Origin of the sequence: Commensalibacter papalotli (ex Servin-Garciduenas et al. 2014), from assembly GCF_000527695.1 — a bacterium.
In the GTDB taxonomy this organism is placed as follows: Bacteria; Pseudomonadota; Alphaproteobacteria; order Acetobacterales; family Acetobacteraceae; genus Commensalibacter; species Commensalibacter papalotli.
On the sequence record NZ_ATSX01000001.1, the window covers coordinates 841559 to 858803 of the forward strand.

Here is a 17245-nt window from a genome sequence, read left to right on the forward strand (position 1 = left end):
ATACTTATTTACTTTTAATTAATTGTGACGATAGTTCGGAGCTTCACGTGTGATCGTCACATCATGAACGTGGCTCTCTCTTAAACCAGCTCCAGTAATTTTACGGAACTGAACATTTTTCTTCATTGCATCAATGCTTGGATTTCCTGTATACCCCATGCCAGCTTTTAATCCACCAACAAGTTGATGAATAACAGCTTCGGCAGAGCCTTTGTAAGGAACTTGACCTTCAATACCCTCAGGAACAAGCTTATGGCTCTCTTTAATATCTTGTTGAAAATAACGATCAGCAGAGCCTCTAGCCATTGCACCAAGGCTACCCATACCACGATATGCTTTGTATGAACGCCCTTGATAGAGAAATACTTCACCAGGTGCTTCATCGGTTCCTGCCAATACAGAACCAACCATAACCACATCAGCCCCAGCACCAATTGCTTTGACAATATCGCCAGATGTACGAATACCACCATCAGCAATTAATGGAATATTTTCATTATGGCAAACTTCAGCAACTTCCATAACAGCAGTGAACTGAGGAACACCAACACCGGCAACCACACGTGTTGTACAAATCGAACCTGGTCCAATTCCAACTTTAACCGCATCAGCCCCAGCGTCAATTAATGCTTTCGCCCCTTCAGGTGTAGCAATATTTCCTGCTATAAGTTGGATATTTGAATGTTCTTTTTTTAATCTTTCAATTGATTTTAATACACCAGATGAATGTCCATGTGCTGTATCAACTACCAACACATCTACTCCAGCATCAATCAAAGCAATTCCTCGTTGATAGCCATCCTCGCCAACACCTGTTGCCGCAGCACAGCGTAAACGACCAAATTGATCTTTATTTGCCAAAGGATATACAACAGATTTCTCCATATCTTTGACGGTAATAATACCAACACAACGATCTTGGGTATCAACAACTAATAATTTTTCAATTCGATGTTGATGAAGCAACTTTTTAACAGCCTCTGGTTTTACACCTTCTTTGACTGTGATTAGGTTTTCTTTCGTCATCAACTCAGAAACAAGTTGATTTGGGTCTGTCGCAAAACGAACGTCTCTGTGGGTAACAATACCTACTAAGCGACTGGTATTACGTTCAATCACTGGCAAACCACTAATGTGATTTTGCTTCATTATTTCAATAGTTTGTGCTAGCGTATTATCAGGATGAACGGTAACTGGATCAACAACCATACCAGATTCAAAACGTTTTACTTGGCGCACTTGATTGGCCTGTTCTTCAATGGTCAAGTTTTTATGAATAACCCCAATACCACCATTTTGTGCCATTGCAATCGCCATAGCATATTCTGTTACAGTGTCCATAGCAGAGGAAATCAAGGGAATATTTAAAGGGATAGAACGTGTTAATAACGTTTTTACATCCGTTTGGCTGGGCAATACATCAGATTGCGCAGGAATAATTAATACATCATCGAAAGCCAGTGCTTCACGAATCTGTTTGATTTGAAAAGAAGAATTTGCCATCTTGCTGCCCTTTATAGAGATTAAATAACGATATAGAAAAGGGATAACCCGTATTTTTTGGGTTCCAACTATTGGCAATTCTTCATACACTTAAATGTGAAGTTTCACAAGAGTAAAAAGTTGTTTTAATTCTTTACGCTTCTTTTTCTTCTGACTTACCTTTAAATCCAATTGCAACAACATAAAGCTCTTTGGACTCTTTTCGGCTTGCTGGTGGTTTTGCGTGTTTAACCACTTTGAAATTTTGTTTTAACTTATCCAACATTCCTTTTTCAGATCCTCCTTGGAATACTTTGGCGATAAAAATCCCATGAGGGTTTAAAATATCCAAAGCGAATGCCAACGCATCTTCGGTTAAATCAATAATACGAATATGATCAGTTGCTGAATGCCCAGTTGTATTAGGTGCCATATCGGACATAACTAAGTCAGCCTTACCCCCCAACATGTCAATAAGAGTATCCATATTTGCAGGGTCTGTAAAATCACCCTGAATAATATCCGCGCCAGGAATAGGATCAACATGCAATAAATCGATCCCAACAACTTTTGTTGCTTTTCGAAATATTGCTACCTGAGACCATCCACCAGGGGCAGCACCCAGATCAATTACTTTTAATCCTGGGCGTAAGAATTTGAACTTTTCATCTAACTCAATAAGTTTAAATGCCGCCCTAGAGCGCCACCCTTGTTGTTGAGCTGCACGAACATATGGGTCATTCAACTGACGGGTTAACCATCTTTGTTGTGAGGTAGAACGTCCATGACTTTTCTTTAACTTTACTGTCAACCCAGCGGTTGCAAAACGCGAAGTTTTCTTCTTTGGCGAACTTCCATTCGCATTTTTATCATCCATAATAGATTACTTTATCAATTTAAAATTTAATTCTTTACAAAAGAATGAAGAATATCAAAATTATGCTTATTAGCTTTATTTAACTTATTATCCAACATTTTTGCAATAATACCATCACGTATACCGCGATCAGCAACAACAATATCTTCCACAGGCCACACTGTGTGAATAGCTTCGAAAATAGCACAACCAGGCAGTAAATAATGTAATTTACTATGATTAACCGTCGCATAGTCATAAATTTTATTAAATTTACTGACCAAGATATGACGAATCATATCTTTGACTTGTGTTGTTTCTAACATCAATCCATCAATTGCAGCCCTGCTATATTTAGGCTGTTTCAAAATCATACTAGCCAAAGCTGTAACGGTTCCACTCACCCCAATAAATTGCACTTGCTCACGTAAAATCTCTGCTCTAATTTGATGAACACGTTCAAATTCAGTAATTTTGCTGATAACAAAATCTACCATTTGATAATATTCATTTAGGGTTAAACGCTTAAACTGCTCCCTTAGCGTAATGACACCTACAGGAACGCTGCAACAGCCAATTAAAGTTTGTTTACGCCTCACAGGATCAATACGAACCCAAGCAACTTCGGTAGAGCCCCCACCAATATCAAATAGTAACGTTTTAGTTCTATTGCGACGCAACACACGATCGTGTAAAAAAGTACTACATCCTGTAACAGCCAACTCTACTTCTTCTCTTGGGGAAATAACACTAATATTTAATCCTGTTTCTTCTTGAACACGATTTAAAAAAAAGGGGGCATTACTTGCGCGTCTACATGCTTCTGTTGCCACAGCATATAAATTAAAAGATTTTCTTCGATGAATACGTGCAGCACAATGATGCAGGGCTTGCATCGTTCGGTCCATTGCAGCTTCGCTAAGCAAGCCTGTTTCATACAATCCCTCACCCAGACGAACAACACGATTATAATTATCTACAATCCGCACCCCCCTTTGACCTGAAGAAACAATCAAAAGGCGACAATTATTCGTTCCTAAATCTAATGCTGCGAACATGCCCCTCGTTCCAATCTTTTAAAGTAATCTTATAAGATAAACCTCTTGATTGACAATTTTAATGAATACAAAGCTTAGTAATAGCCATTTATTTCTTCTACACTATTTATGGAATATATGCCATAATATACTTGTTTTATATATAGTTTAATGATAGTCATTCAAGCGCAATTGATCTATTGGGAGATAGTTTAGCGGTAGAACTATCGGCTCTGACCCGATCAGCCCTGGTTCGAATCCAGGTCTCCCAGCCAAAATCCACATTAATTTCAAAAGGTGGTTTGTGAAATGCAGTGGAATACAACTAGTTTAAATTCTTCTTTAAAAATTAGTATAAATTCTAATATCCAAAAATATTCCTCTTCCATTGAAAATGAAGTAAATACGATTTGGAATAATAAAAGAAAACAATACCCTAACCTCTTTAACGGAAGAGTTTTCAACATTGAGCAATTAAACACAGAAACTATTACAGGTTATTGGACAGAATATAGATACGTCTTAGCTCAAACAGAAAAACCAGAATTATATCCTGATCTATCAATACGATCCCTTGCTGTAATTGGTTTAATCAAATGCCCAGACGGTTTTATATTAGGAAAAAGAACTGTTAAATCAGTCTATTTGCCTGGATATTGGCAATCTCCACCCGCAGGTACTGTGGAATCTAGAGAAGGAAAAGATAACGTAGATCTGCATACTCAACTTTATGCCGAGGCCGAAGAAGAATTAGGGTTACATCAAAGTAATTTAATAAACCCAAGAATAATTTCTGCAACTGAGCATACTAATACTCATATTATAGATATTGGTATTTTACTTGAAACTAAATTATCATTTCAACAAATACAAACTATTTGGCAAGTAAATAATAACCCAGAATATGATGAAATTCTTTGTTGCTCACAATATTCCGAATTACCTGAAAACACTTTACCGACTACACAGTTTTTAATACAAAATTGGAGGTTTTAAGAAGTGACCCCAATACCAATTTGTTTAATATCATGAAAAGATAATTCTTTATTAGCATCGACTGCACGTTGCATCATAAAATCTGATGTAGACAAGAAAACTGGATCGCCATCAATATCATCAGCAATTGCACTGCGATTTGAATTGATAAAACGCTCAATAGTTAGCTTATCCCCTTGCACCCAACGTGCTTGAGAAAAAGAAATATTATCAAAAGTAATATCAACACCATATTCATGTTTTAGACGCGTTTGTAAAACATCTAGCTGCAATACCCCAACCACACCAACAATCGGTGCTGAACCATCTTGAGGTTTAAATAACTGCACCACGCCTTCTTCTGCTAATTCTGTTAACGCTTGTTTTAGCTTTTTAGCTTTCATGGCGTCCTTCAGATTTACACGACGTAATATTTCAGGTGCAAAATATGGAACACCTGTAAATTGCAAATCTTCACCTTCTGTTAATGTGTCGCCAATTCTAAGCGTTCCGTGATTAGGAATACCAACAACATCCCCTGCGAAGGCTTCTTCAGCCAACTGACGGTCTCTGGCAAAGAAAAATTGTGGTGTATGTAGTGCGAAAGTCTTGCCTGTGCGGGTATGTTTCAATTTCATACCTCTTTCGAGTCGACCTGAACAAATACGTGCAAAAGCAATACGGTCACGATGATTTGGATCCATATTCGCTTGAATTTTAAAGACTAAAGCCGTCATAGACGCTTCATTCGCTGCTACTTGACGTTCTTGACTAGGTTGATTTCTGGGGCTGGGGCCAAACTCTGCTAATGCATCCAATAGATCAGCAACACCAAGCTCCTTAATCGCACTTCCGAAAAATACAGGTGTTAAAAAACCTGCATTAAAATCATCAAGATTAAACTCTGGCAAACCTACTTTAGCCAATTCAACTTCTTCTTGCATTTGAAGAATGCGCTCATCGTTATCCACGACCTCTTCTTTCAAACGCATTGAATCTTTACGCAGGTCATATGTCCCAAGGAATTTTGCAGCTCTGCCAACTGGCCAAGTCAATGGAGTGGTTTCCAAAGCCAATGCCGAAGCTACTTCATGCAATAAATCAAATGGGTCTTGTGCTTCTCTATCCATTTTATTAATAAAGGTCACAATTGGAATATCCCTGAGGCGGCAAATTTCAAATAACTTACGCGTTCTGGCCTCAATCCCTTTGGCGGCATCAATAACCATCACAGCAGCATCAACCGCTGTCAGGGTTCGATATGTATCTTCTGAGAAGTCTTCATGGCCTGGGGTATCGAGCAAATTAAAAATACACCCACCATATTCAAATGTCATAACCGAGGTTACTACCGAAATACCACGGTCTTTTTCAATATTCATCCAGTCAGAACGCGTGCGACGTTGTTCACGTTTCGCACGCACACTTCCGGCCATCTGAATAGCCCCACCTGCATGCAAAATACGCTCTGTCAATGTCGTCTTACCCGCATCAGGATGGGAAATAATCGCAAATGTGCGTCGACGGGAAATTTCTTTTTCCAATGATTGAACAGAATTTGACATAACAAGCACTCAAAATAGTGGGGTTTAAACACACAAAAGCCGAGCGTATATATACCGCTCGGCGACCTTGCAATAACAGCAAAGAATAATTAACGAGAATAGAACTCGATCACTAGATTTGGTTCCATTGTCACAGGATATGGAACATCGTTTAATTTAGGCGAACGGACAAAGCTGCCTTTCATTTGACGATGATCAACTTGCAAATATTCAGGTGTATCACGCTCTTTGCTTTGAACAGCATCAAGAACGATCGCAAGTTGTTTTGATTTTTCTTTAACTTCGACAACATCGTTATCTTTTAAAGAATATGAAGGAATATTAACTTTTTTACCGTTAACCAAGATATGTCCATGGTTAATAAATTGACGTGCAGCGAATGGTGTTGCTGCGAATTTAAGACGGTAAACAACTGCGTCTAGGCGGCGTTCCAAAATATTGATCAAATTTTCTGAAGTATCCCCTTTACGGCGAGATGCCTCATCATAATAACGACGGAATTGTTTTTCGCTGATGTTACCATAGTAACCTTTCAGCTTTTGTTTTGCCATTAATTGAACACTAAAGTCAGATGGCTTTGAACGACGGCGTTGACCATGTTGACCTGGACCGTATTCACGTTTGTTAATAGGTGACTTTGCACGTCCCCATAAATTAACGCCTAAACGACGGTTAATTTTATACTTACTTTGTAAACGTTTACTCATAACGATTAAGACTTTCTTATACATCTAATATTGCAGAGGCAAACAATATTAACATTTTTTGTACTGGTAGTTCCTTATCTAAGGACGGGTTCGATGATTTTATATACCAAGTTAACCTCTACACACCTTGGTAAAAACTACAAACCACTTTCCCAGCAATGAAAGCTATATACGAAGATTACTTCAAAAAGTCAAACAGTTAATAATAAAAACGAATTTGTATCATCATTGTAATATATTTTTGTTGATCATTGAACAATACAGAATATTACTAAAAAACCAAACATTATTAATACTATATTAATAATGTTTATTAAAAGTTAATAAACATTAAATATATAAATGTATTTAATAATATAAACAATAAAAAAAATACTTCTTTATATTGAAATACAATTTATTGTTATTAAGTGCATTATATAGACATTAATTAAATATTTAATTCACAGGATTATACGATGGCATCAACGAGTAATGTAAGTAACGGAAACGTCTACAACACAACGGTGAATGATGGTGACATCCTTGAAATAGATAATGATGATAATTTGAATGGTATAGCCACTATTAATAATGGTGGTTCTGCAGTTATTTGGTACGGATATGGAACTAGTTCCAACCTGTCTACTAATGATCACGCACGATTTGTTAATACAAGTTCAAAAAGCTGCGAAAGTCTAACCAAAGTCATTAATATATCAAATATTATTGATGATTTTTCAAGAAAAGCACTTGGAAAATCGAATACGATTATTTTACAAGATGTTAACCAAAATGACGTCCACAATGTGGCATATCAAAACGTTGTTGTAAATCCGAACCTATCTGACGATAAGATTGGTTATCCATTACGAATTTCAAAAGATGCTATCGCAAGAAATATACCATACAAAGATTTACTCATAACTCCAGAACATCATTTGTTCTTTGATGATAAGTTTGTACCTGCTCGCATGTTAGTCAATGACTACGATATTTTCTATAATTATTCGAATATTCAATATAGCTATTATCATGTTGAAATCGATAAGAATTCAGTAATTTATACCGATGGAATGTTAACAGAGAGTTATTTCAATGTAGGTAATCGTCGTACCTTAATTGATCCTGAAAATAATGTCGTGCTATTTTCTCAACAAAATGTTGGGAAAAACTGGAGTAAAGATAGTTGTGCGTCTCAAGTTACAGACTGTAACTTGGTTGAGCCACTATTTAATCAAATTATAAATAGAGCTCAAACATTAGGATTGAAAAAAAGAATGAATGCACTTGTATTGGACAAAGATCCGCGATTATGTATCCAAACTGAAAGCGGAAAGATCATTTATTCTCACGCGCAAAATAAAGATCGTTTTCTCTTTGCTGTCCCCAATGATATCGAAAACATTCACTTAATTTCTAATGTTGGTCGCCCAAATGATACGATTGGTGGTCAATATGTAGACGACAAAAGATCTTTAGGAGTATTAATCGGTAATATTACTTTGTTAAGCCAGAATAATATGAAAGCAATTGATGCACATTTAAGTCAAACTAACTTAAAAGGTTGGCATGGTATTGAAAGTAACCTATATCGCTGGACAGATGGGAATGCTTATTTACCATTAGGAACAGAATATAATAATGCTGATGATCCACGTGTTAATATTTTAGTTGTCCATGTTGTAGCAGGTGGTCCATATGTATCGTTGGATAAAGAATTAAAATAAATAGCATAATTAATATTAATTTCTTGATTTTTATATTATTAATTTATTTAAATGCATCACATTTACCAAAATTGTGATGCATTTTTTTTATAAATTACCTTGTGAATTCGCAACTCTTCTTTGCTTTAATCAAAAGATAGATGTTTTTATTTTTAATATTATAACTTGGAAAATATTGGCAAAACGAATAGCATCAATAACAATTGATATTATATATTAGGAGTTTATTGATGGACGAATTATTTGCACAGAAGTGGAAATGGTTTATTGGTTTGGGTATTATTACACTTGTTTTAGGATGCTTGGCACTTCTCGATACCGTTCTCGTAACAATTGCTGTTGTTATTGCTTTGGGAGTTGTATTGATCCTTACTGGCATTGCACAGATATTTCATGCTTGTTACGTTAAAGGTTGGAAGGGGTTTATTTTTTCCGCTCTTGCAGGGATTGTCTATTTAGTTGGTGGGATCTTACTTGTCAAAGGACCTGTATTAGGATCTCTTGTCCTTACAACATTTCTCGCTATTTGCTTTTGTTTTGGCGGTATCATGCGAATTATGATTGCATTAAACCATAAATCAACAGGCGGCTGGGGATTTTTAATGTTTAGTGGTATTATGGGTATTATCGTAGGGGTTATGCTCTTTATTCAACCACTCAGTGGATTATGGTTTATTGGTTTTATGATTGCTTTTGATCTTATCTTTGTTGGTGCTGGTTGGATACAACTGGGTCTTAATTTAAAAAATAAGATCAAATAAATAATAGCAATAATTAAAGGTTGTCTTTCTTAGGTCCTCTTACCAATTCAGAGACAATCCCGTGTAAGGTTCGTAATTCTTGGTCAGTCACCTCTCCTCTTTGAAAGAAGTGACGAAGATTACGAACCATTCCCGAGCGTTTTTGTTCATTACGTAAAAAACCACAATGATCAAGCTCCTTGACCAAATGATCCATAAAATTTTCCAGCTCACCTTTGTTGGCAATATGAGTACCGTTTGTTTGTAATTGACGCTGCGGTGTTTGCTCTGTGGCCATCCACCATTCATAAGCCATAATCATCACAGCTTGAGCAAGATTCAAAGACATAAATCTTGGATCTAGTGGGTATCTGATCCAGTAATCTGTATGGGCAAAATCATCATTTTCCAATCCAGTCCGTTCTGGACCGAAAAGGATCCCTACTTTTAAATCACGATTTGTCATTTCACGCATTTCCAGCGCACCACCTCGTGCAGTAAGCAACGGCTTGATAATATGTCGTGGTCGTGGACAGGTTGCAAATACATGTTGAAGATCAGCAACCGCGTCTTCCACTGTTTTGAAAACCTGAGCATTATCTAATAAGCGATCTGCACCAGACGATGCTCGCCACGCTATTTGTTGTGGCCAACCGTCACGCGGTGCAACCAGCCTGAGGTGAAATAACCCACCATTTGCCATAGCTCGGGCAACGGTTCCAATATTTTCTGCAAGCTGTGGTCTTACTAAAATTACGACAGGTGTATTACCTATTGGCTCTAAATCTGCGCCACCATCCTTGCCCGTCATCTTATACTTGCCTCCAAGTTGTGCCTTGAGGGCTGTCTTCAAGAATAATACCTTGGGCTTTTAGATCATCACGAATTTGATCTGCTTTGGCAAAGTCTCTGGCTTTTTTCGCAGCATTGCGTTGTTCAATTAAAACCTCTACCTCTTGTGCTTTATCTGTATTTTGGAACCATTTTGACGGTAAACTATTAAACAGCCCTAGTTGTTTGCCTGCTTCTTTTAATTGTAATGCTGCTTGTTTATCCCCTTTTAGCGCCTGATCTGCTAATTGATGCATGATCATTAATCCTTTTGGAGTATTTAAATCATCCAACATTGCTTCAACAAAAGTTTCTGGTAAGTTAACTTTTTGCTCTAACTCTGCTTCAAAAGTAGACAAAGCACGATAAAAACGATCCATAATTTGCTTTGCTTCTTTTAATCCAGCTTGAGAAAAATTCAAAACAGAACGGTAATGCGCTTGAAGTAACGCAAAACGAATAGCTTCTGGATTATGTTGTTCTAATATTTCACGAATAGTGAAGAAATTACCTAAAGATTTAGACATTTTTTCACCATCCACCAATAGCATCGCATTATGAACCCAGATATTCGCAAATTTGCTTTCTGGAAAACAACATAAGCTTTGCGCACATTCGTTTTCATGGTGTGGAAACAGTAAATCATGCCCACCACCATGAATATCGAAATTTTCCCCAAGGTAACGATAAGACATAGCAGAACATTCAATATGCCATCCAGGGCGGCCTTTTCCCCAAGGACTGTCCCATCCTGGTTCATCCTCAGTCGAAGGTTTCCACAAGACAAAATCCCCTGGGTTCTTTTTGTAAGTTGCAACCTCTACCCTCGCCCCTGCAATCAGCTCTTCTGGATTCCTACCTGATAAATGACCATAGTCTTTAAAAGAAGGAACAGAAAACAAAACATGCCCCTCAGCAGCATAAGCATGACCATTCTCAATAAGTTGCACGATCATTTTTTGAATATCATCAATATGCTCGGTAGCACGTGGCTCAACATCAGGAGGTAAAATATACATTGATTGCATGTCTTGATGAAAATCTTTGGTAGTTCTGATTGTCAAAGACTGTATGGATTCATTATTTAATTTTGCGCGAGCATTGATTTTATCATCAACATCTGTGATATTACGAACATATGTGACTTTGGGATATAATGATCTGAGCGTCCTTACCAAAATATCAGCGGTAAGCATTGCTCGTAAATTACCAATATGCAAAAAATCATATACCGTAGGTCCACAAAAATAGAGACGAACATGCAAAGGATCCAAAGCAACAAAAGGAACAACCTTATGTTGACGACTGTCATATAACGATAAATTCAATTTGCTCATATCTTTTTTTCTTTACTATCTCTATTTTTAAAGTTGCCTACAATGTTTTTTATTTTCTTAAGAAAAAAATACAAGTCTTTTTTTTCGCTATACCATAGATACCTAAATGCAAAATAATACACAAAATTTTTTTAAAAGTGAACTTTACGCAATTGCTTATATTGCTGTTCCTATTGCTTTTTCACAACTCTTTCAAATGGCAATGGGCGTTACCGATACAGTCCTGTTGGGTCACGTTGACAAGGAAACTTTGGCTATTGGTGGATTAACAACCAATATTTTCTTTTCTATTTGTATTATTTTTCAATCTGCTATCAGTTCGGCTGCTATTTTAATTGCTCAAAATATTGGCGCAAAAACTATTCATAATGTCTCAAAAATATATTGGACCACTTATATTTTTGGTATTCTTTTATCTTTACCTTGTTTATATATTTTATATCATTCCAGCACTATTCTGCAATGGAATGGTGAACATGATCGCAATATATTAGATAAATCACAGCATTTCATGCATATTTTGCTGTGGGGTGTTATTCCAGTCATTGCAGGAACGGGCCTTATTAGGGTTATCTTACCTGCAATAAACGCATCTAAGCTTTTACTACAAATTACTCCTATTACTGCAATTATTAATGGGTTGTTAAATGCTGCCTTTATTTATGGATTATGGGGCGCCCCTAAAATGGGCCTTTATGGTTCGGCATTAGGAACCACTCTGGCTTTATGGCTTTCAACGTTTCTTTTAATTGGGGTGGCGCATCTTAAAAAAGATTTAAAGCAATATTTATATCCTTTTGCAATTGACCTAGCGTTGCTCAAACCCTTATTTAAATTGGGGTTACCGATTTGTATAAGTGCTGCTGCTGAGATATTACTTTTCCTCTTTGCTAATTTCAATGCAACTAAACTTGGAACAGAATCTTTGGCAGCGCATCAAATTGCCATCAGTTTTGCAACCTTTGCGTTTATGATTCCCTTGGCAATTTCACAAGCCGCAAATGTTCGGGTCAGCTATTGGATTGGGGCACAAAAGCCTTATCGCGCCCGCAAAAGTGGATTTTTAACAATTGGTCTCAGCGCGTTAATTATGAGTTTTGTTTGTATATTTATTTTCAGCTTTCCTTACCTGGTCGTCCGCCTAGCTTTGGATACTACTTCTCCAGATAATGCGAATACAGCAGCCATTGCTGTCGCCATTATTCAGGTCGTTGGTTTATTCCAAATCGTTGACGGGATACAAACTGTAGCGATGGGTGCTTTACGAGGGTTAAAAGACACCACTATTCCTATGATCTTGGCACTGATTAGTTTTTGGGGTGTTGGATATACGTTAAGTGTATGGTTTGCTTTTGGTTGGCAATGGAATGCCCCTGGCCTTTGGGCTGGAATGGGCGTAGGATTAGGAATTCTAGCGCTTTTATCAACCACACGCTTTTATTTACTTACACTTGATCCTAAAAAAATGCTGCAACGCGCTTTACGTTGATGATGCACGAATGTGCAACACTAGTTCATTATCTAATTTAAATGAAAACCTATTATGCTTTGAAATAATAGGTTTACAGCATTTGTAATTTCTGCATTGAGTATGAATTACAATCCTGTCCCCGTTTATTTTTATGATGCTTCATCACTGGTTAGCAAGTAAAATAAAAATACTTTCTTAATCTGGGTGTATGCATATTTGTTTTTTTATTCATTATATTCAGTATCGTAATTGCTCTGCCAATCACATCGATTATGATTGCTGTCGATAAAATAAATAAATAATTACAATTTCAATTCAAATTGTAAACTAAGTATTGAATCAGCTTTACATAAAAAAACCTCACATAAAGTGAGGTTTCAAAAAGCTATATACAAAGATAATCAATTCTAGAATTTAAAGGATACAGAAACTGATCCATAATTAAAAAGTCCGCTTTTTTGGCCTTTAAATTCTTGTGTTTGCCATGTTTGGGTATATGCTATTTTATACCCTTTAACGATTACAGCAGCACCAGCAAGAATCTCACCCACATCCCATTTTTTTGAAACATGTTGTGAATTCGAATGTGTTGGATCACCTTGCAATGTTGCGTTATAAGCCACAGCCTGACCATCAACTCCACCAAACACATACCAGTTTACAAAATTTGTTCCAACATAAGCATCTGTGCCGTCATTACCTGAACCAATTCGAGAAGGTCCAAAATCACTATCCAACCCTTGGCCAAATCTGACGATGCCACCTAGTTGTGCAAAAGTTTTATAGTTACCTGCGGCTCCATTTGCAGAGGGAAGAACATCGAAATCTACACCACCTAATTGTGCAAATTTATAACGCCATGTACGTCCCATTTGCACTTGAAAAACTGGCATATTTTTCAACTGATTATGCCAACCTTTATTTTTATGATCTCCAATAATACTATGGAATCCATTTTGAACTTGACGTCCCAAAGCACCAGGACCCATCAAACCTGCCTGAAAGCCAAAAACACTACGCGTATTATCAGTATCACTAATTAAATTAACAGTGGTTAGTAATACCCCTGCATAAGGACGATCATGAGGCAACCTGACAGAAGCTTTGGTATCACGTGGGGTAAACATCATTTGTTGCAACCCCCAATGAATACGTTGCATACCATTACCAAGTAAAAATGTATTAACATCTGCAATCGGTTTAGGAAGTTTATCAGTTGGAGAAGTCCAGCCAATTTTTAAACCATTTGTATAATATTGGTCAGAAGTACCATTTAAAGTAGATGCAGCGTCATTTTCCCATTGTAAGGTTAACGTATCGTATGGATCTTGTTTAGGTGTAGCATGCGCCACAGAAGATGAGATAACAGCAGCGGAAACAAGAGCTGATGTAAATAAAAACTTAGAGATAGAGGCGCGTTTCTGATGACCCATAATATAACCTTACAATCTATGAAAGAGAAAATGGAGAGTATTCTGTTCATTATCTACGTCTTTTACTTTTCAAAGAAAAGCTGTTTATGCGCCTATCAGTCTAGATTGAATTATTTAATCAAAAATAGAAACAAATTTGCAACGCTTGTTATTGTTGTTATTTTATAATATTTGTATTTAACTATTTTTATGCCACAAAGCTTCAGGAATATTTTTTTCTATAAATTTTTTATGCTGTTCAAGCTCTTGCTCTGTTGGTTTTACAAAAATCGGCATATGGTCTTGTAATTTTTGATAGGTTTTCCCAGTTTTTTCAGATCCTTGACTTGCAAACCCTAACCCTCTTTGTCTACCCCCTGTTAATTGAATATAGACTTCGGAAAGCAATTTACAGTCAAGTAACGCGTTATGGGTTGTTCGTGCAGATAGATCAATAGAAAAACGTCGGCATAGTGCGTCCAAACTATTGGGGGAAAGAGGATATTTGGCTCTGGCAAGCTTTAACGTATCCACCATACGATCTAAAGAAATCTCAGAACGTTTAATACGGCTGAGCTCTGCATTCACAAATTTAAAATCAAATGGGGCATTATGTGCAACCAAAGGATCATCTTGAATAAACTCTAAGAAATCATCAGCAATTTCTTTAAATTTCGGTTTTCCTTTTAAATCTTCGATTGTCATTCCATGAACACGTGTTGCCTCAATCGGAATATCACGTTCGGGATTAATTAAAGCATGATAATAATTATCCGTTGGTAAATCATTAATCAACTCGATTGCAGCAATTTCAATAATTCGATCGCCTTTAAGAGGGTCAACCCCCGTTGTTTCCGTATCGAATAAAACTGAACGTTGATTCATAGTTGATCCACCTGCATTAACCGGATAATTTTCTTTACTTGAAAAAATGTATGAGCTTTGGATAATCCAGTTTTCACAAGAATATCAGCCATTTTACATTTTATTCGATTGGGCATCTGACTGTCAATAAAAGCACGAGCTTGCTCCCACGTAATCGTATTTCTTTTTAAAATTCTATTTTTTTGTACATCAACAGGTGCGGTAACAACTAAAGTTTTAGTACAGAGCAAATTAATTTTTTTCTCGAATAACAAAGGTACATCAAGAACACACCAACTTAGTCCCCTTGCCTGTGCATGACGAATAAATCGATCCCGTTCCTGGGCTACTAAGGGTAAAATAATTTGTTCTATTTTTTTTAAATTACTACGATCTTCAACTATTATATGACGCAAATAATTCCTATCCAAGGCATTATTTTTAACTGAACCAGGAAAATTCTTTTCAATTAATTTAAGTCCTTTACCATTTGGGCCTTGTAATTGATGTACTACTTGATCTGCATCAAAAACTGGGAAACCATAACGATGGAACAGCTCACATACTGTGCTTTTCCCCATACCCATACTGCCTGTAACACCCAAAATTTTCATAGAATTATTATTTCTTTAAACTATTTGCTACAAATTCGGTCAGTTCACTGTCAACCTTTGGATCAACCCCAAACCATTGAGTAAAACCCAACCTTGCTTGATGAAGCAACATTCCAAGACCCTCAACAGTTTTCAACCCTTTTAGTTGCGCTGCTGCTAGCAAAGGGGTTACTCTAGGAACATAAACTATATCTGTTACTATCAGATCAGGCGAGGCATTTTTTAGATCAAACTGGAAATCTTCTTTTCCTTCCATACCTAAAGAGGTCGTATTGACCAAGACATCAAACTTACCTAGCTCTTGATTCCAAGATTGCCATTCAAGTATATCTCCCTCCCCAAGGTCCTGAACTAATTGTTCTGCTCGTTTTAGAGTTCTATTCGTAATAGTTACCTGCGCACTATCTCGTTGCAAACAATAAGCGACCGAGCGTGCTGCTCCACCTGCGCCTAATACAAGTATCTTTTTACCTGATACATTTACTCCAGAATCATTTAACGAAGCAACAAACCCTGCACCATCCGTGGACGTACCGTGGATTTTACCATCTTGTGTAAACCATAAAGTATTTACAGATCCCATTTTTTTTGCTGTTTCATCAACATAATCACAGCATTGATAAGCAGCCTCTTTATGTGGAATAGTTACATTACATCCTTTAAATCCCGCAGCCATCATTCCTTTAATTACTGATTTAAAATCCTCTGATTTGACTGCTAGAGGAATATAGGCACCATCAATCTGGTAGCGCTGTAACCAAAAATTATGCAATAAAGGAGAGCGGGAATGTTCAATCGGCCATCCTAATACTGCTGCTATCTTTGCTTTACCAGTTATTAACTGCATATTGCTCTATACTCCTGTAATGCCAAAGGTAACAAAAGAGAAAGACGATCAGCCCATTCTTGTTGTTGATCAGCAGTTGTAATTAAATCTTGTCGAATTTCCAACTCTAAATATGGTAGCTTTTTTTGATAAGCATGGGTTGGAACAGTATAATCGTTTTTAGGTGATAAGGCATAAGGTTGATTATCGCCTATGGGATAAGCATAATTTTCTTCTAATATTTTTTTAAAAACCATAGAAAATTGATTATCTTGGCCGTGCAAAATTCCTGCATGCCATGGCCTTTTGAAACCATCTTTCATTTCTGGGGTAAAACTATGCAAAGATATAAAAATGGTCTCGATATTAGTCCTCAACCGCTCATCAATTAATTGAGAAATCGTTTGATGGTAAGGTTGATATATTTCGGTGATTCTTGCTTGTTTTTGCTCTAAAGTCAAATTGATATTTCCTGTAATCTCGACACAATCACTAACTTCAGGAATTAAGGTTGAGTTATTTAACCCACGATTGCAATCAATCACTAATCGAGAATAAGTTTGTGCAACAAAAGTGGTATCTATCAGAACCGCTATAGCCTCACCAACTTTTTGAATGCCTATATCCCATGCAATATGCTGACAAAGATCTGACTGTTGTAATCCCAAAGTTTTAAGTTGCGAGGGAATCAGACAACCAGCATGATCGCAAACCATAAAAAACGGAGATAAAGATTCCTTATTTATAACAGAAACAGGATGTGGATCATGAGTATCAAGCAACATTAATTTATCCTTTAATATTTTGTATGAATCTGAT

16 protein-coding genes and 1 tRNA gene are annotated in these 17245 nt (G+C 36.8%); 5 read left to right on the forward strand and 12 right to left on the reverse strand.

The features are described from left to right. Positions 1 to 18: 18 nt before the first annotated feature. The 3 genes from guaB to COMX_RS03830 all read right to left on the reverse strand — a co-directional run bounded on the left by guaB (position 19) and on the right by COMX_RS03830 (position 3396). The gene (gene guaB, locus COMX_RS03820) at positions 19 to 1503 is read right to left on the reverse strand and encodes an IMP dehydrogenase (protein WP_034337185.1); all 1485 of its coding nucleotides are present in this window, start codon (positions 1501 to 1503) and stop codon (positions 19 to 21) included. 133 nt (positions 1504 to 1636) lie between these two features. After that, positions 1637 to 2359: an RlmE family RNA methyltransferase gene (locus COMX_RS03825; RefSeq protein ID WP_034337187.1), complete on the reverse strand. Its 723-nt coding sequence runs from the start codon at positions 2357 to 2359 to the stop codon at positions 1637 to 1639. A gap of 26 nt (positions 2360 to 2385) precedes the next feature. Next, positions 2386 to 3396 carry a Ppx/GppA phosphatase family protein gene (locus tag COMX_RS03830; protein ID WP_051461845.1) on the reverse strand — a complete coding sequence of 337 codons (1011 nt, stop codon included), beginning with the start codon at positions 3394 to 3396 and terminating at the stop codon, positions 2386 to 2388. A 180-nt stretch (positions 3397 to 3576) separates the two neighbouring features. Between COMX_RS03830 and COMX_RS03835 the strand changes: the two genes are divergently transcribed. Both COMX_RS03835 and COMX_RS03840 read left to right on the forward strand, forming a co-directional pair. Next, positions 3577 to 3650 (forward strand) — tRNA-Gln (locus tag COMX_RS03835). A 34-nt stretch (positions 3651 to 3684) separates the two neighbouring features. Further along, on the forward strand, positions 3685 to 4371 hold the full coding sequence (locus COMX_RS03840) for an NUDIX hydrolase (RefSeq protein WP_034337189.1): 687 nt from the start codon (positions 3685 to 3687) through the stop codon (positions 4369 to 4371). Here COMX_RS03840 and COMX_RS03845 read toward each other — a convergent pair. Together COMX_RS03845 and rpsD are read right to left on the reverse strand one after the other, a co-directional pair. Then, positions 4368 to 5915 carry a peptide chain release factor 3 gene (locus COMX_RS03845; RefSeq protein WP_034337190.1) on the reverse strand — a complete coding sequence of 516 codons (1548 nt, stop codon included), beginning with the start codon at positions 5913 to 5915 and terminating at the stop codon, positions 4368 to 4370. The two genes, COMX_RS03840 and COMX_RS03845, sit on opposite strands and share 4 nt — an antisense overlap. Positions 5916 to 6004: 89 nt before the next feature. After that, entirely contained in the window at positions 6005 to 6622 is a 618-nt protein-coding gene (gene rpsD, locus COMX_RS03850; RefSeq protein WP_034337192.1) for a 30S ribosomal protein S4, read from the reverse strand. 458 nt (positions 6623 to 7080) lie between these two features. Between rpsD and COMX_RS03855 the strand changes: the two genes are divergently transcribed. Together COMX_RS03855 and COMX_RS03860 are read left to right on the forward strand one after the other, a co-directional pair. Beyond that, the gene (locus COMX_RS03855; RefSeq protein ID WP_051461846.1) at positions 7081 to 8331 is read left to right on the forward strand and encodes a Hint domain-containing protein; all 1251 of its coding nucleotides are present in this window, start codon (positions 7081 to 7083) and stop codon (positions 8329 to 8331) included. 230 nt (positions 8332 to 8561) lie between these two features. Further along, positions 8562 to 9092 (forward strand): HdeD family acid-resistance protein, encoded by a 531-nt coding sequence (locus COMX_RS03860; protein WP_034337195.1) that lies wholly within the window; start codon positions 8562 to 8564, stop codon positions 9090 to 9092. A gap of 13 nt (positions 9093 to 9105) precedes the next feature. Here the strand turns inward: COMX_RS03860 and COMX_RS03865 are convergent, their stop codons facing one another. After that, positions 9106 to 9882, reverse strand: coding sequence for an RNA methyltransferase (locus COMX_RS03865; RefSeq protein ID WP_034337197.1), 777 nt, complete (start codon positions 9880 to 9882; stop codon positions 9106 to 9108). Between the two features lies 1 nt (position 9883). Beyond that, entirely contained in the window at positions 9884 to 11239 is a 1356-nt protein-coding gene (gene cysS, locus COMX_RS03870; protein ID WP_034337199.1) for a cysteine--tRNA ligase, read from the reverse strand. Between the two features lie 106 nt (positions 11240 to 11345). Between cysS and COMX_RS03875 the strand changes: the two genes are divergently transcribed. Next, a complete protein-coding gene (locus COMX_RS03875; protein ID WP_051461847.1) occupies positions 11346 to 12728 on the forward strand; it encodes an MATE family efflux transporter in 1383 nt (460 codons plus the stop codon). Positions 12729 to 13117: 389 nt separating this feature from the next. Here the strand turns inward: COMX_RS03875 and COMX_RS03880 are convergent, their stop codons facing one another. The 5 genes from COMX_RS03880 to COMX_RS03900 all read right to left on the reverse strand — a co-directional run bounded on the left by COMX_RS03880 (position 13118) and on the right by COMX_RS03900 (position 17211). Then, positions 13118 to 14143 (reverse strand): lipid A deacylase LpxR family protein, encoded by a 1026-nt coding sequence (locus COMX_RS03880; RefSeq protein WP_034337202.1) that lies wholly within the window; start codon positions 14141 to 14143, stop codon positions 13118 to 13120. A gap of 177 nt (positions 14144 to 14320) precedes the next feature. Next, entirely contained in the window at positions 14321 to 15007 is a 687-nt protein-coding gene (gene dnaQ, locus COMX_RS03885) for a DNA polymerase III subunit epsilon (RefSeq protein ID WP_034337204.1), read from the reverse strand. Further along, positions 15004 to 15600, reverse strand: a complete 597-nt coding sequence (gene coaE / locus COMX_RS03890) for a dephospho-CoA kinase (protein ID WP_034337206.1) — start codon at positions 15598 to 15600, stop codon at positions 15004 to 15006. The genes dnaQ and coaE overlap by 4 nt, the downstream gene beginning before the upstream one ends. A gap of 7 nt (positions 15601 to 15607) precedes the next feature. Continuing rightward, positions 15608 to 16447, reverse strand: a complete 840-nt coding sequence (locus COMX_RS03895; RefSeq protein ID WP_034337209.1) for a shikimate dehydrogenase — start codon at positions 16445 to 16447, stop codon at positions 15608 to 15610. Beyond that, on the reverse strand, positions 16438 to 17211 hold the full coding sequence (locus COMX_RS03900) for an N-formylglutamate amidohydrolase (RefSeq protein ID WP_034337212.1): 774 nt from the start codon (positions 17209 to 17211) through the stop codon (positions 16438 to 16440). The genes COMX_RS03895 and COMX_RS03900 overlap by 10 nt, the downstream gene beginning before the upstream one ends. Positions 17212 to 17245: the final 34 nt, after the last annotated feature.